Raw genomic sequence first — 17,358 nt, 5'->3', positions numbered from 1 at the left:
GACAGTCAATAAACCTACTAATATAATAAAGTTGTTCGTACAAATTAATTGTATATGGTTTGTTTTTTCTTATTAGTCCGTATCTGTTTAGGTAATTGAAAGCGTTTTACTATAGGAAGAAAGGGGCAGTTTACATGCTTCAGACAAAGGATTATGAATTCTGGTTTGTAACAGGAAGCCAGCACCTATACGGGGAGGAGACGCTGGAACTGGTGGATCAGCATGCGAAAAGTATTTGCGAGGGGCTCAGCGGGGTTTCTTCCAGATATAAAATCACTCACAAGCCTGTCGTCACTTCATCGGAAACCATCAGACAACTATTAAGAGAAGCGGAGTACAGTGAGACATGCGCCGGCATCATTACATGGATGCATACATTTTCTCCCGCGAAAATGTGGATAGAAGGTCTTTCTTCATATCAAAAACCGCTTATGCATCTGCATACACAATACAATCGCGATATCCCTTGGGGTACGATTGACATGGATTTTATGAACAGCAACCAATCCGCACATGGTGATCGTGAGTACGGTTACATCAACTCGCGAATGGGTCTGAGCCGGAAAGTTGTTGCCGGCTATTGGGATGATGAAGAAGTGAAGAAAGAAATTTCCCAGTGGATGGATACGGCGGCTGCATTAAATGAAAGCAGACATATTAAGGTTGCCAGATTCGGAGATAACATGCGTCACGTCGCGGTAACGGACGGAGACAAGGTGGGGGCGCATATTCAATTTGGCTGGCAGGTTGACGGGTATGGCATCGGAGATCTTGTAGAGGTGATGAACCGCATCACCGACGACGAGGTTGACACGCTCTATGCGGAGTATGACAGGCTCTATATAATCAGCGAGGAAACAAAACGTGACGAAGCAAAGGTAGCGTCCATTAAAGAACAGGCGAAAATTGAACTTGGATTAACCGCTTTTCTTGAACAAGGCGGATATACAGCTTTTACGACATCGTTTGAAGTGCTGCACGGAATGAAGCAGCTGCCGGGGCTTGCCGTTCAGCGCCTGATGGAGAAGGGCTACGGATTCGCCGGTGAGGGAGATTGGAAGACAGCGGCCCTTGTACGAATGATGAAAATCATGGCTGAAGGAAAAAGAACGTCCTTCATGGAAGATTATACGTACCATTTTGAACCGGGAAATGAAATGATTCTAGGTTCGCATATGCTTGAAGTGTGTCCGACTGTCGCTTTGGATCAACCGAAAATTGAGGTTCATCCGCTTTCGATCGGGGGAAAAGAGGACCCTGCACGTTTTGTATTTAACGGCATCAGCGGTTCAGCCATTCAAGCAAGCCTTGTTGATATCGGTGGGCGTTTCCGTCTTGTTTTGAATGAGGTCAACGGACAGGAAGTTGAAAAAAACATGCCGAATCTGCCGGTGGCCCGTGTACTCTGGAAGCCGGAGCCGTCATTGAAAACAGCGGCGGAGGCGTGGATTTTAGCCGGCGGCGCACACCATACCTGCTTGTCTTATGAACTGACAGCGGAGCAAATGCTCGATTGGGCGGAAATGGCGGGGATCGAAAGTGTTCTCATTTCCCGTGATACGACAATTCACAAGCTGAAACACGAATTAAAATGGAACGAGGCGCTTTACCGGCTTCAAAAGTAGAGAGGGGGATGTCACTTGGCTTACACAATAGGGGTTGATTTTGGGACTTTATCAGGAAGAGCAGTGCTCGTTCATGTCGAAACAGGAGAGGAACTGGCGGCTGCTGTAAAAGAATACAGGCATGCTGTCATTGATACCGTCCTTCCAAAAACGGGTCAAAAGCTGCCGCGGGACTGGGCGCTGCAGCATCCGGCTGATTACCTCGAAGTCTTGGAAACAACCATTCCGTCTTTATTCGAACAGACAGGGGTTGACCCGAAAGACATTATCGGGATCGGAATTGATTTTACGGCATGTACGATCCTGCCTGTTGACAGTACAGGACAGCCGTTATGCATGCTGCCGGAATATGAAGAGGAGCCGCACAGCTATGTGAAGCTCTGGAAGCATCATGCAGCCCAAAAACATGCTGATCGGCTCAATCAAATCGCTAAAGAAGAAGGAGAAGCTTTTTTACAGCGGTACGGAGGAAAAATTTCATCAGAATGGATGATTCCAAAGGTCATACAGATTGCCGAAGAAGCGCCTCACATATATGAAGCGGCTGACCGGATCATCGAGGCGGCAGACTGGATCGTGTACCAGCTGTGCGGCTCGCTCAAGCGAAGCAACTGTACTGCAGGGTATAAAGCAATTTGGAGTGAAAAAGCGGGGTACCCGTCAGATGATTTCTTTGACAAATTAAATCCTTTAATGAAAACGATTACAAATGACAAATTAGCGGGTTCTATTCATTCAGTAGGGGAAAAAGCCGGCGGACTGACTGAAAAAATGGCACAGCTGACAGGCCTTCTTCCGGGTACGGCTGTTGCTGTTGCCAATGTTGACGCGCATGTTTCCGTGCCGGCAGTCGGCATCACAGAGCCAGGGAAAATGCTGATGATTATGGGAACCTCAACGTGCCACGTTCTTTTGGGCGAAGAGGTACATATCGTGCCCGGTATGTGCGGGGTTGTGGACAACGGAATTCTCCCGGGCTATGCGGGATATGAAGCAGGGCAGTCCTGTGTTGGCGATCATTTTGACTGGTTTGTGAAAACATGTGTCCCGCAAGCGTATCGAGAGGAAGCAGAGGAAAAAAACATTGGCGTTCATGAGCTGCTGAGTGAGAAAGCAAACCTTCAAGCGCCGGGTGAAAGCGGCCTGCTTGCTTTAGATTGGTGGAATGGAAACCGTTCAACACTTGTTGATGCTGATTTAACTGGGATGCTGCTTGGCATGACGCTGCTGACGAAGCCTGAAGAGATTTATAGAGCGTTAGTTGAAGCGACAGCTTACGGAACCCGGATGATTATCGAAACGTTCAAAGAAAGCGGGGTTCCGATTGAAGAGCTGTACGCAGCCGGCGGAATTGCTGAGAAAAACCCGTTTGTCATGCAGATTTATGCCGATGTGACAAACATGGACATTAAAATCTCTGGTTCACCGCAAGCCCCTGCCTTAGGATCTGCTATTTTCGGCGCGCTTGCCGCCGGTAAAGAAAACGGTGGATACGACGACATCAAAGAGGCAGCGGCCCACATGGGAAAACTGAAAGATATATCTTATACGCCGAACGCCGAAAACGCCGCCGTGTATGAAAAATTGTACGCTGAATATAAAGAGCTGGTTCACTATTTCGGAAAAGAAAATCATGTCATGAAGCGTCTGAAAACAATTAAAAATCTTCAATTTTCATCTGCCGCCAAAAAGAATTCATAAAGGGTGATGGAGCATGCTTGAAACATTAAAAAAAGAAGTGCTGGCTGCCAACCTGAAGCTTCAAGAGCATCAGCTGGTAACCTTTACGTGGGGAAATGTCAGCGGCATTGACCGTGAAAAAGAAAGAATTGTTATCAAACCAAGTGGTGTCGAATACAGCGATCTGACAGCTGATGATTTGGTTGTTTTAAACCTTGAAGGAGAGGTCGTCGAAGGTTCGCTCAAGCCTTCATCAGATACACCTACTCATGTTTATTTGTATAAAGCCTTCCCGAACATCGGGGGAATTGTCCATACCCATTCTCAATGGGCGACAAGCTGGGCGCAATCGGGGAGAGACATACCGCCTTTAGGCACGACGCATGCTGATTATTTTGACAGTGCGATTCCGTGTACAAGAGAAATGTACAATGAAGAAATCATTCATGACTACGAACTGAATACAGGAAAAGTCATAGCCGAAACCTTTCAGCATCATAACTACGAACAGGTTCCGGGTGTGCTCGTGAATAATCACGGCCCGTTCTGCTGGGGCACGGACGCCTTAAATGCCATTCATAACGCAGTTGTATTAGAAACAGTTGCGGAAATGGCCTATCACTCCATTATGCTGAACAAGGATGTAAACCCAATCAATACAGTCCTTCATGAAAAGCATTTTTATCGAAAACACGGAGCAAATGCGTACTATGGCCAGTCATGATTCCGCAGTGTCACCGGCCGGCATTCTAATTGACTTGGACGGTACTGTATTCAGAGGAAATGAATTGATTGAAGGGGCAAGAGAAGCGATCAATACACTTCGGGGAATGGGGAAGAAAATCGTCTTTTTGAGCAATCGGGGGAATATCTCCCGTGCCATGTGCAGAAAAAAACTTCTCGGCGCGGGGATTGAAGCGGATGTAAGCAACATTGTTCTGTCGTCAAGTGTCACAGCAGCTTTTCTGAAAAAACATTATCGTTTTTCAAGGGTGTGGGTCCTGGGAGAACAAGGCCTGGTTGATGAGCTAAGACTGGCGGGCGTGCAGCACGCGAATGAACCGAATGAAGCGGATTGGCTCGTTATCTCCCTCCATGAAACGCTCACGTATGAAGATTTAAATCAAGCCTTTCAAGCGGCTGCTGGCGGAGCTCGTATCATTGCTACGAACAAAGACCGCTTTTTTCCGAACGAAGACGGCAATGCCATCGATGTAGCCGGAATGATTGGGGCGATAGAGGCTTCCGCTCAAGCGAAGACGGAGGTTGTTGTCGGAAAGCCGTCATGGCTGATGGCGGAGGCTGCCTGTACAGCAATGGGGCTGTCCGCACATGAATGCATGATTATCGGGGACAGCATTGAATCAGACATTGCGATGGGGAAACTTTATGGCATGAAAAGCGCCTTAGTGCTTACTGGTTCTGCGAAACCGGGTGAACAGCGCCTGTACACGCCGGATTATGTGCTGGAGTCTATTAAGGATGTATCCAAATTAGCTGAGGAGGGGATTCTGTTATGAATCGTATCGCAGCTGACGTTCAGCGTGCTTTTGAACACGCCGGAGAAAAGACGTTTCCTATAGAAGTTGAAGAAATTGTTCTTGATAAACAAGCAGCCGATTCACTTTTGGACTATGTAAAAAGAAAAAACGACAAACATATTGTCCTTGTCTGCGACTCGAACACACATCGCATTGCAGGAACTGATCTGGAAAACCGGCTGAATCAAGAAGGATTTCAGGCGGAGTGCCTGATCATTCCGGAAAATGAGGCCGGAGATGTGACAGCTGATGAACGATCGCTCATTCATACGCTGCTCCATACGAAAAAAACAACGGATGTCATGGTCGCAGTCGGTTCGGGCACGATTCATGATATCGTGCGCTTTGCAGCGTTTCAGAGGGATTTGCCGTTTATTTCTTATCCGACTGCTCCATCTGTAGACGGATTTACATCAGCCGGGGCGCCGCTTATTTTATACGGTACGAAAACTACCATCCAAACGAAGGCTCCGTGTGCGCTGTTCGCTGATCTGGATTTATTAAAAGCGGCACCCCAGTCAATGGTGGCGGCTGGATTTGGTGACATGCTCGGTAAAATAACGTCTTTAGCTGATTGGGAAATATCCCGCCATCTTGCCGGCGAGCCTTATTCGCCAGCAGGAGCTAAGATCGTTCAGGAGGCGCTTGATGCCTGTATCGAACATACAGAAGACATTGCGATGAAGACGGAAACAGGCATACAAGTTTTGATGGAGTCTTTACTTGTATCAGGACTTGTCATGCTGGCCTTAGATCATTCCCGCCCGGCATCAGGCGGAGAGCATCATATTTCACATTGGATTGAGATGGAATTAATGGAGAAAAACCGGCCTCAGATTCTTCATGGAGCAAAGGTCGGCTGTGCCGCTGTTTTATTAACTGACACATACAGAAAGCTCGCTCAGGATGACGGGCTGAACGAATTTTCTCCACGCCGGCGGCAAGCCATTCAATTGGCTTATGAAACGCTTCCGGAAGGAAAAGTGCTTGCCGATTGGCTGAGATCAGCCGGAGGCCCTGCGTCTTTTGACGAAATCGGTGTCGGGCAGGATTCCGTCAAGAATGCCTTCAGACACGCGCACACCTTAAGAGACCGCTGCACCGGATTAAGAATCATTAATGAAAACAAAACGCTGATCAATCATGGTCTATATGAATAGCCCGCACCTCGAATGGAAGGGGTAACGTAAATGAAAAAATTGACTGCCTGTTTTCTTGTCCTTATGATGCTGTTGACATTATTCATTGCTGGGTGTTCAGCAGAAAGATCATCCGGGAAATCGGGTGAAACCGAGCTGACCTTTTGGACATTTAACGGACTTCATGAGCAGTTTTATGTGGAAATGGTGAAGGAATGGAACAAAAAATATCCTGACCGCAAAATTAAACTGAATACGGTCGTTTATCCATATGGGCAAATGCATGATAACTTGTCTATCTCCTTAATTGCGGGAGAAGGCGTCCCTGATATTGCCGATGTCGAATTGGCCCGTTTTTCAAACTTTTTGAAGGGCTCTGACATACCGCTTGCCGACCTGACTCCGCTGATTGAAAAGGATCGCGATAAATTCGTCGAGGCGCGGCTTACCCTGTACAGCAAAAACGGCAAGCTTTACGGACTGGATACCCATGTAGGGACGACAGTGATGTTTTATAACATGGATGTGATGAAAAAAGCCGGCGTCAATCCTGATGATATTAAAACATGGGATGATTACCATAAAGCTGGGCAGAAAGTGCGTAAAGTGACTGGGAAGCCGATGGGAACGGTGGAAACAAATGATTCCGGAACGTTCTTATCCATGATTTCACAGCAAAACTCAGGCTATTTTGATAAAAACGGCAAGCTGATCCTCAATAATGACACCAACGTAAAAACACTTCAATATTTAAAGGACATGATTAATGATAAAACGATGATTGCCGCACCAGGCGGCGGGCATCACAGTGAAGAATACTACGGCTTTATGAACCAAGGCGGAGCCGCTTCAGTCCTGATGCCGATTTGGTATATGGGAAGATTCATAGATTATATGCCTGATCTGAAAGGGAAGATTGCCATTCGGCCGCTTCCAGCATGGAAAGAGGGAGGCGACCGTTCGGCAGGTTTGGGCGGTACGGCAACTGTTGTGCCGAAGCAATCCAAGCATGTTGGGTTAGCAAAGGAGTTTTTGGCCTTTGCGAAGGGCTCTAAAGAAGGAAATAAAAAGCTCTGGAGCGTACTCGGGTTTGACCCGCTTCGCTGGGATGTCTGGAGCTCCAAGGAATTGAAAGAGAAAAACAAATATACGGATTATTTCCAAAACGGAACAGGTATTTTTTCTGTGCTGCTCGATATCAAGGATGAAATCAATCCGATTTATTTACATGAGGATTTTGCCAAGGCTTCAGACCTTGTTAACAGAAGTGTATTGTTCGAAGCACTTAAATCTCAGCAAAAAACGCCTAAACAAGCCTTGGACAGAGCGGCAGGTGAACTGAAACAGAAATAGAATCTCATTCAAAAAGTGAAAGCGGGGAGGTTCTCATGAAACCTGTGAAAACGGGAACGGTTCATCCCGTTCCTTCAGCTGCGAAACAATCAGGCTGGCGAGATTTATTTTATTCGAAAAAAGCGGCGCCCTATCTGTTTACTGCGCCATTCGTTTTATCCTTTCTCGTATTTTTTCTATACCCCATCATTAGTGTCTTCATCATGAGCTTTCAAAGAATTTTGCCGGGAGAGGTATCGTTTGTCGGATTGTCTAATTATACAGCGCTAAACAACCCGACGTTCTATACAGCCCTTTGGAATACGCTGGAATACACCTTTTGGACGCTGATTGTTCTGATTCCTGTTCCATTGCTTCTGGCCATATTCCTGAATTCAAAGCTGGTCAAATTCAGAAATATATTCAAATCAGCGCTATTTATTCCGGCATTGACTTCTACCATTGTTGCTGGGATCATTTTTCGGCTGATCTTCGGAGAAATGGAAACGTCGCTGGCCAATTCCATCTTACTCAAACTCGGCTTTTCACCTCAGAACTGGATGAACAATGAACATACCGGCATGTTTTTGATGGTGCTGCTTGCCTCGTGGAGATGGATGGGAATCAACATCCTTTACTTTTTAGCAGGCCTGCAAAATGTGCCGAAAGAGCTGTACGAAGCCGCTGATATTGACGGCGCGAATACAATGAAAAAATTCCGGCACATTACGCTGCCGTTTCTCAAGCCAGTAACCGTATATGTGCTAACCATCAGCATCATCGGCGGATTTAGGATGTTTGAGGAAAGCTACGTCCTTTGGCAAAATAATTCCCCGGGTAATATCGGTCTGACGCTTGTCGGATATTTGTACCAGCAGGGGCTTGCCTACAACGAAATGGGATACGGAGCGGCCATCGGCATTGTGCTTTTGATTGTGATCCTTGTTGTAAGCCTGATTTCATTAAAGCTGTCAGGCTCGTTTAAGGGGGAGGGATAAATGTTGCGGCACAGTCCTCAGTTTAGCGTTTACAAAATCGCGCTAACCCTGTTTTTTATTATGCTGAGCCTATTGTATATTTTTCCGATTTTCTGTTTGCTTTTAGGATCATTAAAGCCGTCATCTGAGCTCTTGCGTGTGGGGCTAAATCTTGACATTGATCCTAAAGTGATGAGTCTTGATAATTATACATTTCTGTTTAATGGCGGCAGCATTTATTTCAAATGGTTTTTTAACAGTCTTGTGCTTGGGCTTTTTACAACCGTTCTCACTCTGTTTTTTTCTTCGATGATTGGGTACGGACTTGCGGTTTACGAGTTTAAGGGCAGGAATATCATCTTTGTCCTTGTGCTGATTATTATGATGGTTCCGCTTGAAGTGATGATGCTTCCGCTGTTTAAGCTTACCGTCGGATTGCACTTGATTGATTCGTATACGGGTGTCATATTGCCGTTCATCGTTTCGCCGGTAGCCGTATTCTTTTTCAGGCAGTATGCGCTTGGTCTTCCAAGAGATCTGCTGGACTCTGCAAGGATGGACGGCTGTACGGAATTCGGCATCTTTTTCAGGATTATGGCGCCGCTGATGAAACCGGCTTTCGGCGCGATGATCATCCTCCAGTCTTTAAACAGCTGGAACAACTTCTTATGGCCGCTGATTGTGCTTCGGTCGAAAGAAATGTTTACGCTTCCAATAGGGCTGTCCAGCTTGCTGAGCCCTTACGGAAACAACTATGACATGCTCATATCCGGCTCGGTATTTGCGATTTTGCCGGTAATTATTATTTTCTTGTTTTTCCAAAAATACTTTATCTCCGGCCTGACGGTAGGGGGAGTCAAAGGTTAATGAAGGAGGAAACGTGTGATGAAAAAAGCGCGAATGATTGTAGACAAAGAATATAAAATCGGTGAAGTAGACAAACGGATTTACGGATCGTTTATCGAACATATGGGGCGTGCAGTATACGAAGGCATTTATGAGCCTGATCATCCTGAAGCGGATGAAGACGGGTTTAGAAAGGATGTCCAGTCGCTGATCAAAGAATTGCAGGTACCGATCATCCGCTATCCGGGCGGAAACTTTTTATCCGGATACAACTGGGAGGACGGTGTCGGACCTGTCGAAAACCGCCCAAGACGGCTTGACTTGGCATGGCAAACGACAGAAACCAATGAAGTGGGCACAAATGAATTTTTATCTTGGGCAAAAAAAGTCAACACTGAAGTCAACATGGCCGTCAACCTTGGCACTAGAGGCATAGATGCTGCCCGCAATCTCGTTGAATACTGCAACCACCCGAAAGGCTCTTACTGGAGTGATTTAAGAAGGTCACATGGCTATGAACAGCCGTACGGCATCAAAACATGGTGCTTAGGAAATGAAATGGATGGCCCGTGGCAGATCGGCCACAAAACAGCTGACGAATACGGACGGCTTGCCGCAGAGACGGCAAAGGTCATGAAGTGGGTTGACCCATCAATTGAACTTGTTGCCTGTGGCAGCTCAAACAGCGGAATGCCGACCTTTATCGATTGGGAAGCGAAGGTGCTGGAGCATACGTACGAGCATGTCGACTATATATCTCTCCATACGTATTACGGAAACCGGGATAACAATCTGCCAAACTACTTGGCCCGTTCCATGGATCTGGATCATTTTATTAAATCTGTCGCTGCAACCTGTGACTATGTAAAAGCAAAAACTCGCAGCAAGAAAACCATCAACCTCTCTCTGGATGAATGGAACGTCTGGTATCACTCAAATGAGGCGGATAAAAAAGTCGAGCCGTGGATTACTGCGCGGCCAATTTTAGAAGATATTTATAATTTTGAAGATGCTCTATTGGTCGGCTCTCTGCTCATTACGATGCTGCAGCACGCAGACCGTGTGAAAATCGCGTGCCTTGCACAGCTTGTAAATGTCATCGCGCCGATCATGACGGAAAAAGGCGGAGAAGCATGGAGACAGCCGATTTTCTATCCGTACATGCATGCTTCTGTTTACGGAAGAGGCGAGTCACTGAAACCGCTTATTTCTTCTCCGAAGTACGACTGCTCAGATTTTACTGATGTGCCATATGTTGATGCAGCTGTTGTGTACTCCGAAGAGGAAGAAACACTCACCATTTTTGCGGTAAACAAAGCTGAAGATCAGATGGAGACGGAGATTTCGCTCAGAGGTTTTGAATCCTATCAAATCGCAGAGCATATCGTACTCGAGCATCAGGATATCAAAGCGACAAACCAGCATAACAGAAAAAATGTCGTCCCGCATTCCAATGGAACATCGTCTGTCAGCGAAAATGGCCTAACCGCACATTTTACGCCGCTTTCCTGGAATGTGATCCGCCTGAAAAAACAGTCATAAGAGAAAGAAAAACCGGAGATCTCTCTCCGGTTTTTCTTTTTAAAAGTTCGCACAACATCTGGAGACATTGAACTAAACTGATTGTCTCAAGCCGGCCCATTTCAGCCGGCTTTTTTGTATAGGAAAAAATGACCGCTTTTCACTATGAAATTATGATATATTTATGAAAAACAGCAAAGGGGTTGGGAAAAATGAATGCGGTTACAATTGTGATAGCGTCAATGTGCATTTTGGCTATCGCCTATCGTTTATACGGAACATTTATGATGGTGAAGGTTCTCAAAGTGAATGATGATAAGCCGACACCTGCTCACACGCTTGAGGATGGAAAAGACTATGTGCCTACAAATAAATGGGTTTCGTTCGGCCACCATTTTGCAGCGATCGCAGCGGCCGGGCCGCTAGTCGGACCGATCCTGGCGGCGCAGTTCGGTTATTTGCCGGGGTTATTATGGCTGTTAATCGGGGCGGTTATCGGGGGAGCCGTCCATGATATAGTGGTGCTGTTTGCATCGATGCGCAAAAATGGTAAATCGCTGTCGGAAGTGGCGAAGGATGAGCTCGGCCCTGTTGCCGGCTTTTGTACAGGATTATCCATGCTGTTTATTATCACGATTACGATGGCGGGCCTGTCGATGGTTGTGCTGCACGCGCTTGAACGCAATCCGTGGGGAACGTTTGCGGTAGGGATTACGATTCCGATTGCGATGGGTGTGGGCTTATTTTATAAGAAAACGGGAAATCTGAAGCTTGCGTCAACAATCGGCTTTCTCTTTTTAATGGCAGGGGTCTTTATCGGCCCATGGGTGCAGACTACCGCGCTCGGTGACTTTTTAACACTAGATACGAAAACGCTTGCAGTCGCACTTCCTGTTTATGCGTTCTTTGCAGCGGCGCTTCCTGTTTGGCTGCTTCTCGCACCGCGTGACTATTTAAGCAGCTTTATGAAAATCGGTGTTTTTATCGCTTTGATTGCAGGTGTGTTTGTCGTCAATCCGTCCATCCCATTTCCTGCGTTTACAGAATTTGTAAAAGGTGGCGGACCAGTGCTGGCAGGACCTGTCTGGCCATTCATTTCAATAACCATTGCCTGCGGTGCGATCTCGGGATTCCATGCCTTTGTCGGTTCAGGCACGACGCCGAAGATGCTGAATAAATGGAGTGATATGAAGCCGGTTGCGTTTGGTGCAATGCTTGTCGAGTGCCTTGTCGGTATCATGGCGCTGATTGCAGCGACAGCCTTGCAGCCTGCTGATTACTTTGCGATTAACAGCACACCTGAGGTTTTCCGTACGCTCGGCATGGATGTCGTCCATTTGCCTGAATTGAGCAGAGAAATCGGTTTGGACTTAGAAGGAAGAACAGGGGGAGCCGTCACGCTTGCGGTGGGAATGACTTATATTTTTACGGGAATGCCGTTTTTCAGCCATTTGGCCTCATACTTTTTCCAATTTGTCATAATGTTTGAAGCCGTATTTATTTTAACAGCGATTGATGCGGGGACACGCGTTGCCCGTTATTTGATTCAGGATTTCTTCGGAGAGGTGTATAAGCCGCTGAAGAAAACAGACTGGATTCCGGGATCTGTATTTGCCAGCGCACTTGCCTGCTTGATGTGGGGCTATTTGCTGTATTCAGGGGATATCGGTTCCATTTGGGCGCTGTTCGGCGTGTCCAATCAGCTGATGGCTTCAGTGGGGCTGATTATCGGAGCGACCATAGTACTGAAAATCGCCGATAAACGCCGTTACATTCTGACCTGCCTTATCCCGCTTGCCTATTTATATGTCACTGTCAATTATGCGGGCTATTGGATGGTGCGAAATGTGTATCTCAATCCTGAAGCAGCGGGCTATAGTGTATTGAATGGCGTATTATCGATCATTATGCTGCTGTTAGGTTTCATCATTATCGTGGCGGCAGTGAAAAAATGGGCACAGATGTGGAGAGATCCGAGCTTAAGGATGGAAGCTTCTATCCCGGGATAGAAAGACTCATGAAAATTTTGAGGAGGAATGGCAATGAATCTATCAATGAAATATCTTATTCTATACGTATCGGACAGCAAGCGGGCTATTCATTTTTATCGGGATATTTTAGGACTGCCGATTCGTGCTGAACACGGCACGTATGTCGAATTTGAAACAGGCTCTACGATATTGGCGCTTAATACGCGAGAAAGCGCCAGAGAAATCACGCCGCTAAGCATTCCGGATACATCTTCTTCCCACACATTTGAAATCGGATTTGTGACTGAAAACGTTGAAGAGGTGATTAAAAGGGTAAGAGAACTAGGTGTCACGATTATTGGGGAGCCGAAAGTGAAGCCATGGGGGCAGACGGTCGCCTATATCGCTGACCCGGATGGACATTATATTGAAATTTGCAGTCCGATGGAATAACGAACATGCCCAAAACAATTTCTGTTTTGGGCTTTCTTATGATGTTTGGCACCCTGCTGCTTCCAGGAGCAAATCAGCCAGGTGAACGGCTTTGACTTTACCGCTTAGTCCTTCGCGTTCAATGCCGAGCTTCATCTGCAGCAAACAGCCTGGATTTGCTGTCACAATGACGATCGCTTCGGTTGCTTTGACGGCAGCCATTTTACTGTCCAGTATTTTCATAGACATCTCAGCTTCCACAATGTTATAAATGCCCGCTGATCCGCAGCAACTGTCCGCTTTATCCATCTCTCTGAATTCGGCCCCCTTAATGCTTTGAAGAAGCTGGCGGGGCTCAAGCGACGTATGCATCACATTTCTTAGGTGGCATGAATCTTGATAGGTAATGACCTGCGGCGTCTCGAGTGCTAGGTCCATTTGATGGAGATCGAGTTCAACCAATACGGATGAAAAATCTTTCAGCTTCTGAGCAAATGCTGCAGCCCGCTCCGACCACTCAGGGTCATCCTTCAGCAAATGATCATATTCAGTGAGAAAGGCACCGCATCCTCCTGCGTTTGTAATGACAGCATCTACGTCTAACGCTTCGAAAGCAGCAATATTTTGTTTCGCGAGCTCTTTGCCCGCGTTTTTTTCACCGCTGTGCCCATGCAGTGCCCCGCAGCAAGCCTGTTCAGGCGGAATGACAATGTCGCAGCCTGCCAGCTGCAGCAGCTTCAATGTGGCATTGTTGGTCGGCAAAAACATGGTATCCATTAAGCAGCCCGAAAAAAAGGCGACTCGTTTTTTCATGGGGCCAATTGACGGCAGCAAACGCGGACGATGCTTCATGTCTTTGCTTTTAGGAACATCAGGAAGAACAGCTTCCATCGTCCGCAAATGCTCAGGAAGGACGCGAAGCACACCAGTTTTATGCACAGCGGTTTGCAGTCCTGACCGCTGATACAAACCGATAAGGCTTACTGCTGAGCGCATGCGGTTTTGATGCGGAAACAGCCCATGAAAAGCCGTCTTTCGGATGACACGTGCGCCAAGCGAGTGTTTTTTATTTTGGTGGATAATATCTCTCGCTTCCTCAAGCAGCTGTCCGTATTTCACGCCTGACGGGCATACAGGTTCACAGGCGCGGCAGCCGAGGCAAAGTGACAGCGAACGTTCGACATCTTCATCCGGTTCAATCATACCGTCAGCTACGGCTTTCATTAAGGCGATGCGCCCGCGCGGAGAGTGAGTTTCCTGAAACCCTGACTCGATATAGGTTGGGCAGGAAGGAAGGCAGAAGCCGCAGCGCATACAATTCAAAAGCTCGCCTTCATCCATGCGCTCTTTGAACTCATTTTGGATCTGTTTCATTTCTTTATTTGTTGTCATCTTTCTGTCACCACACGTTTTCTGGCGTCTTTCGCAAACACTTTGCCCGGATTTAATATGTTCCGGGGATCAAATGCCGCTTTCATCGCTTTCATCGCAGCAATGCCTTCTTTTTTCAGCTTCATCTCCAAGTAGGGCGCTTTCATGGCCCCGACACCGTGCTCCCCGGTTATCGTGCCGCCAAGTTCAATCGCCTTCTCGAAAATCTCGGCAAAAGCCTGTTCGACACGCCCCATTTCATCCGCATTTCTTATGTCTGTCGTGCATGTCGGGTGAAGGTTTCCATCTCCCGCGTGGCCGAAGGTGCAAATGGAAATATCGTACTTAGCAGCAATGTCATTAATCGCTTTAACCATATTGGCGATTTCTGAGCGAGGAACGGTCGCGTCCTCTAAAATGGTTGTCGGCTTGAGGCGGGCAAGGGCAGAAAGTGCAGAACGCCGGGCTTCAGTCAGGGCAAATGCCTCCTCTTCGGTTTGAGCGGTCTGAACGGAAACAGCGTCGCCTTTTTTGCAGATCGCCTCAATCTTTTCCATATCCCGTGCAACGGTTTCAAGCGGTCCGTCTTGCTCGATTAACAGAACCGCCTTTGCATTTGTCGGAAGTCCGATTTTGGCATAATCCTCAATCACCAAAAGTGTAGGCTGGTCGAGAAACTCAAGCGTGGCGGGTATGATTTTTGCGGCAATAATGTCTGATACCGTTTGAGCAGCGGTGTCGATATTTTCATATAGAGCAAGCAGTGTCTTCTTTGTTTCCGGCTTTGGAACGAGTTTGACGATGGCTTCTGTCACGACGCCGAGTGTTCCTTCTGAGCCGACAAAAAGGCGTGTGAGATCGTATCCGGCCACATCCTTTGCGAGTTTTCCACCGGTGCGGATGATATCACCATTTGCGAGCACAACCTCCAGTCCAATGACATAGTCGCGGGTGACGCCGTATTTTAATCCGCGGAGCCCGCCGGAATTTTCATTGATGTTTCCGCCCATGGTTGATATTTTCATAGAACTCGGATCAGGCGGATAAAACAAACCCTTGCTTTCAACAGCGCGGATCATATCCAGCGTAATGACGCCCGGTTGGACTGTGGCGGTCAAGTTTTCTTCATCAATCTCAAGAATCCGGTTCATATGCTTAAAGAGAAGAACAAGTCCACCTTCAGTCGGGCATGTGCCGCCGCACAGGTTTGTCCCTGATCCTCTCGGAACGATCGGCACGCGATGTTCGCTGCAAATCGTTAAAATTCGTGATACTTCATTTGTAGTCCTCGGTGCAATCACGGCATCAGGCATTGACTGAAACTGCGGCGTCGCATCATATGAATAGACGAGACGGCCGGCATTGGAGTCATCAAAGTTTTCCGGTCCGACGATTTGGATCAGTTGTTCTTTTACATCTTTGGTGATCATTTCACCATCCCCCTGTCAAAAAACGCTTCTAATCTATTGTAAAAGAAGAAAAGCAAATCATTCCATGGAGAAACATATAAAAAATGAAACTAAAACTCTCTCTGTTTTGTATCTTGATCTAAAAAAAAGAGTGCAACATACATTGTGACGATATCCTCTGTACAGCCAAAACGAAGACCCGTCAGCTGTTCAGCCTTAGACAGGCGATAACGCAATGTATTGATGTGAATATGCATGTCTTCAGCGGTTTGTTTCAAAGACAAATCGTGATAAAAGAAAGTCCGTATCGTATTCATAAGCTCATGATGCTGAAGCGCCTCCCGGAATACTCTTTGCGGAAATTCATTTCGGGTATCCGGGCTGATCTCAGTCAGGCACATATCAAGCTTCAGATCCTCTTCGAATACGGGCATTTTTCGCTTAAGGCTGACAGCCAGCGCTTTTTCCGCTTGCTCGTAGGAGTCTGTCAGGCTGGAGCTAGCCACAGGCCTTCCGGCTCCAGCTGCTGCAAATCGGCTGTTCGCGGTCTGAGCAAACGAACAAATATGAAGAAGCTCCTGCAATAACCGGTCCCTTTGTTCATGCTTTGGCACTTCGTGATTGATCAGAATCCGTTCATTTCCCCACCTGACGAACATATCCGTAGGGTACGCAGATTTCCAGATATGTGTCATTTGCTTAATATCATGAGGTGACCACTCATACCCTTGAATGAGAATCATTTGGCGCCGGGAGGAAAGGTCAACTCCAAGAAGCTGGGCTTTCTCAAGAAAACCGGGAGACCACTCTTTTAATTGCAGCCAATCGATCATAAAGGACTCCAGCATTCTCTCACGCCATTGCGACTGCTCTAAATGCCACGATTCTTTAATGAACAGCTCTGTCATTTTCCTAAGCAGCTCCCCATAAGGCTGAATCTCAGCAGGCTCACCTGTCAGCCCGAAGACGGCGATCACATCCCGGTCAGAAAATACAGGGAGATTCAGGCCTGCCTTCACTCCTTTTAATCTCTTTTCATCTTCTTTTGTAATAATGACGTTGTGTTTCTCTTTTGCGCAGATGAGCGCTCCTTCATGAAATTGTCCGACCCGTTCATCATTTGTGCTTGCCATAATAAGACCATCTGTGTTCACAATAATGACTTCGCGTTGGTACATTTTTTTGACTTCAGCAATGATTTTTTTCGCTAATAACGGCTGTAAAAACATGGCGATCCCCCTCATCATGTTTTTATTATATAAGAAAAAAACCGGGCGCTGTCACCCGGTTTCATGTCTTATTGGGCGGGTTTTAATCCGCTTTCAAGCGTTTTTAGCATTTCGTTTTTCTCATCTTCGGATGCGTGCTGCCAAAGGACTTCGAATAAAACGCCGAGCCCCGGAAGCATTTTTTCTTCACCGCTTTGAATCGCATCCACAATTGTATGCTCAATCTGCTCCTGATTATTGCCGGTTACATTGGCAATGACGGCATGACGTAAATTAAGATCCATGT

At 46.9% G+C, this 17,358-nt stretch carries 16 protein-coding genes; 12 read left to right on the top strand and 4 right to left on the bottom strand.

Annotated features, from left to right (window positions below):
- The first annotated feature begins 134 nt into the window (after positions 1–134).
- From araA to M0696_RS14375, 12 genes are all read left to right on the top strand, one after another.
- Positions 135–1,625 carry an L-arabinose isomerase gene (gene araA / locus M0696_RS14430; protein WP_222143313.1) on the top strand — a complete coding sequence of 497 codons (1,491 nt, stop codon included), beginning with the start codon at positions 135–137 and terminating at the stop codon, positions 1,623–1,625.
- Between the two features lie 15 nt (positions 1,626–1,640).
- Entirely contained in the window at positions 1,641–3,326 is a 1,686-nt protein-coding gene (gene araB / locus M0696_RS14425; protein WP_248602088.1) for a ribulokinase, read from the top strand.
- Positions 3,327–3,339: 13 nt separating this feature from the next.
- Positions 3,340–4,029: an L-ribulose-5-phosphate 4-epimerase gene (araD, locus tag M0696_RS14420; protein WP_166849857.1), complete on the top strand. Its 690-nt coding sequence runs from the start codon at positions 3,340–3,342 to the stop codon at positions 4,027–4,029.
- Positions 4,007–4,825, top strand: a complete 819-nt coding sequence (gene araL, locus M0696_RS14415) for a sugar-phosphatase AraL (protein WP_222143312.1) — start codon at positions 4,007–4,009, stop codon at positions 4,823–4,825. Before araD ends, araL begins: the two co-directional genes overlap by 23 nt.
- Entirely contained in the window at positions 4,822–6,006 is a 1,185-nt protein-coding gene (gene egsA / locus M0696_RS14410; RefSeq protein WP_166849860.1) for a sn-glycerol-1-phosphate dehydrogenase, read from the top strand. Before araL ends, egsA begins: the two co-directional genes overlap by 4 nt.
- Positions 6,007–6,036: 30 nt before the next feature.
- Entirely contained in the window at positions 6,037–7,338 is a 1,302-nt protein-coding gene (araN, locus tag M0696_RS14405; RefSeq protein WP_222143311.1) for an arabinooligosaccharides ABC transporter substrate-binding protein AraN, read from the top strand.
- A 35-nt stretch (positions 7,339–7,373) separates the two neighbouring features.
- Positions 7,374–8,315 (top strand): arabinooligosaccharides ABC transporter permease AraP, encoded by a 942-nt coding sequence (gene araP, locus M0696_RS14400; RefSeq protein ID WP_061186735.1) that lies wholly within the window; start codon positions 7,374–7,376, stop codon positions 8,313–8,315.
- On the top strand, positions 8,316–9,161 hold the full coding sequence (gene araQ / locus M0696_RS14395; RefSeq protein WP_166849866.1) for an arabinooligosaccharides ABC transporter permease AraQ: 846 nt from the start codon (positions 8,316–8,318) through the stop codon (positions 9,159–9,161).
- Between the two features lie 18 nt (positions 9,162–9,179).
- A complete protein-coding gene (abfA, locus tag M0696_RS14390; RefSeq protein WP_003222445.1) occupies positions 9,180–10,682 on the top strand; it encodes an alpha-L-arabinofuranosidase AbfA in 1,503 nt (500 codons plus the stop codon).
- Positions 10,683–10,873: 191 nt separating this feature from the next.
- Entirely contained in the window at positions 10,874–12,670 is a 1,797-nt protein-coding gene (gene cstA / locus M0696_RS14385) for a carbon starvation protein CstA (RefSeq protein WP_248602087.1), read from the top strand.
- Positions 12,613–12,801, top strand: coding sequence for a hypothetical protein (locus M0696_RS14380; protein ID WP_246303169.1), 189 nt, complete (start codon positions 12,613–12,615; stop codon positions 12,799–12,801). Before cstA ends, M0696_RS14380 begins: the two co-directional genes overlap by 58 nt.
- The gene (locus M0696_RS14375) at positions 12,716–13,084 is read left to right on the top strand and encodes a VOC family protein (RefSeq protein ID WP_246303177.1); all 369 of its coding nucleotides are present in this window, start codon (positions 12,716–12,718) and stop codon (positions 13,082–13,084) included. Before M0696_RS14380 ends, M0696_RS14375 begins: the two co-directional genes overlap by 86 nt.
- A 36-nt stretch (positions 13,085–13,120) precedes the next feature.
- On the opposite strand, the gene M0696_RS14370 is transcribed toward M0696_RS14375, so the two are convergent.
- The 4 genes from M0696_RS14370 to sspI all read right to left on the bottom strand — a co-directional run bounded on the left by M0696_RS14370 (position 13,121) and on the right by sspI (position 17,356).
- Positions 13,121–14,455 carry a (Fe-S)-binding protein gene (locus tag M0696_RS14370; RefSeq protein ID WP_248602086.1) on the bottom strand — a complete coding sequence of 445 codons (1,335 nt, stop codon included), beginning with the start codon at positions 14,453–14,455 and terminating at the stop codon, positions 13,121–13,123.
- Positions 14,452–15,864, bottom strand: a complete 1,413-nt coding sequence (glcD, locus tag M0696_RS14365; RefSeq protein WP_248602085.1) for a glycolate oxidase subunit GlcD — start codon at positions 15,862–15,864, stop codon at positions 14,452–14,454. Before glcD ends, M0696_RS14370 begins: the two co-directional genes overlap by 4 nt.
- Before the next feature lie 89 nt (positions 15,865–15,953).
- Entirely contained in the window at positions 15,954–17,072 is a 1,119-nt protein-coding gene (locus M0696_RS14360; RefSeq protein ID WP_222143307.1) for a CdaR family transcriptional regulator, read from the bottom strand.
- Positions 17,073–17,140: 68 nt separating this feature from the next.
- Positions 17,141–17,356: a small acid-soluble spore protein SspI gene (sspI, locus tag M0696_RS14355; RefSeq protein WP_166849881.1), complete on the bottom strand. Its 216-nt coding sequence runs from the start codon at positions 17,354–17,356 to the stop codon at positions 17,141–17,143.
- Between the last annotated feature and the right edge of the window lie 2 nt (positions 17,357–17,358).

This window comes from Bacillus rugosus, assembly GCF_023238245.1.
Taxonomy (GTDB): domain Bacteria; phylum Bacillota; class Bacilli; order Bacillales; family Bacillaceae; genus Bacillus; species Bacillus rugosus.
Note: the sequence above shows the minus strand (reverse complement) of the source record. Positions and strands in the feature narration are given on the sequence as shown.

Bases quoted from the DNA above. Each gene is read 5' to 3' on its own strand.
- araA (WP_222143313.1), top strand. From the start codon at position 135: ATGCTTCAGACAAAGGATTATGAATTCTGGTTTGTAACAGGAAGCCAG.
- araD (WP_166849857.1), top strand. From the start codon at position 3,340: ATGCTTGAAACATTAAAAAAAGAAGTGCTGGCTGCCAACCTGAAGCTT.
- araL (WP_222143312.1), top strand. From the start codon at position 4,007: ATGCGTACTATGGCCAGTCATGATTCCGCAGTGTCACCGGCCGGCATT.
- egsA (WP_166849860.1), top strand. From the start codon at position 4,822: ATGAATCGTATCGCAGCTGACGTTCAGCGTGCTTTTGAACACGCCGGA.
- araN (WP_222143311.1), top strand. From the start codon at position 6,037: ATGAAAAAATTGACTGCCTGTTTTCTTGTCCTTATGATGCTGTTGACA.
- araP (WP_061186735.1), top strand. From the start codon at position 7,374: ATGAAACCTGTGAAAACGGGAACGGTTCATCCCGTTCCTTCAGCTGCG.
- araQ (WP_166849866.1), top strand. From the start codon at position 8,316: ATGTTGCGGCACAGTCCTCAGTTTAGCGTTTACAAAATCGCGCTAACC.
- abfA (WP_003222445.1), top strand. From the start codon at position 9,180: ATGAAAAAAGCGCGAATGATTGTAGACAAAGAATATAAAATCGGTGAA.
- cstA (WP_248602087.1), top strand. From the start codon at position 10,874: ATGAATGCGGTTACAATTGTGATAGCGTCAATGTGCATTTTGGCTATC.
- M0696_RS14380 (WP_246303169.1), top strand. From the start codon at position 12,613: ATGGGCACAGATGTGGAGAGATCCGAGCTTAAGGATGGAAGCTTCTAT.
- M0696_RS14375 (WP_246303177.1), top strand. From the start codon at position 12,716: ATGAAATATCTTATTCTATACGTATCGGACAGCAAGCGGGCTATTCAT.
- M0696_RS14370 (WP_248602086.1), bottom strand. From the start codon at position 14,455: ATGACAACAAATAAAGAAATGAAACAGATCCAAAATGAGTTCAAAGAG.
- glcD (WP_248602085.1), bottom strand. From the start codon at position 15,864: ATGATCACCAAAGATGTAAAAGAACAACTGATCCAAATCGTCGGACCG.
- M0696_RS14360 (WP_222143307.1), bottom strand. From the start codon at position 17,072: ATGTTTTTACAGCCGTTATTAGCGAAAAAAATCATTGCTGAAGTCAAA.
- sspI (WP_166849881.1), bottom strand. From the start codon at position 17,356: ATGGATCTTAATTTACGTCATGCCGTCATTGCCAATGTAACCGGCAAT.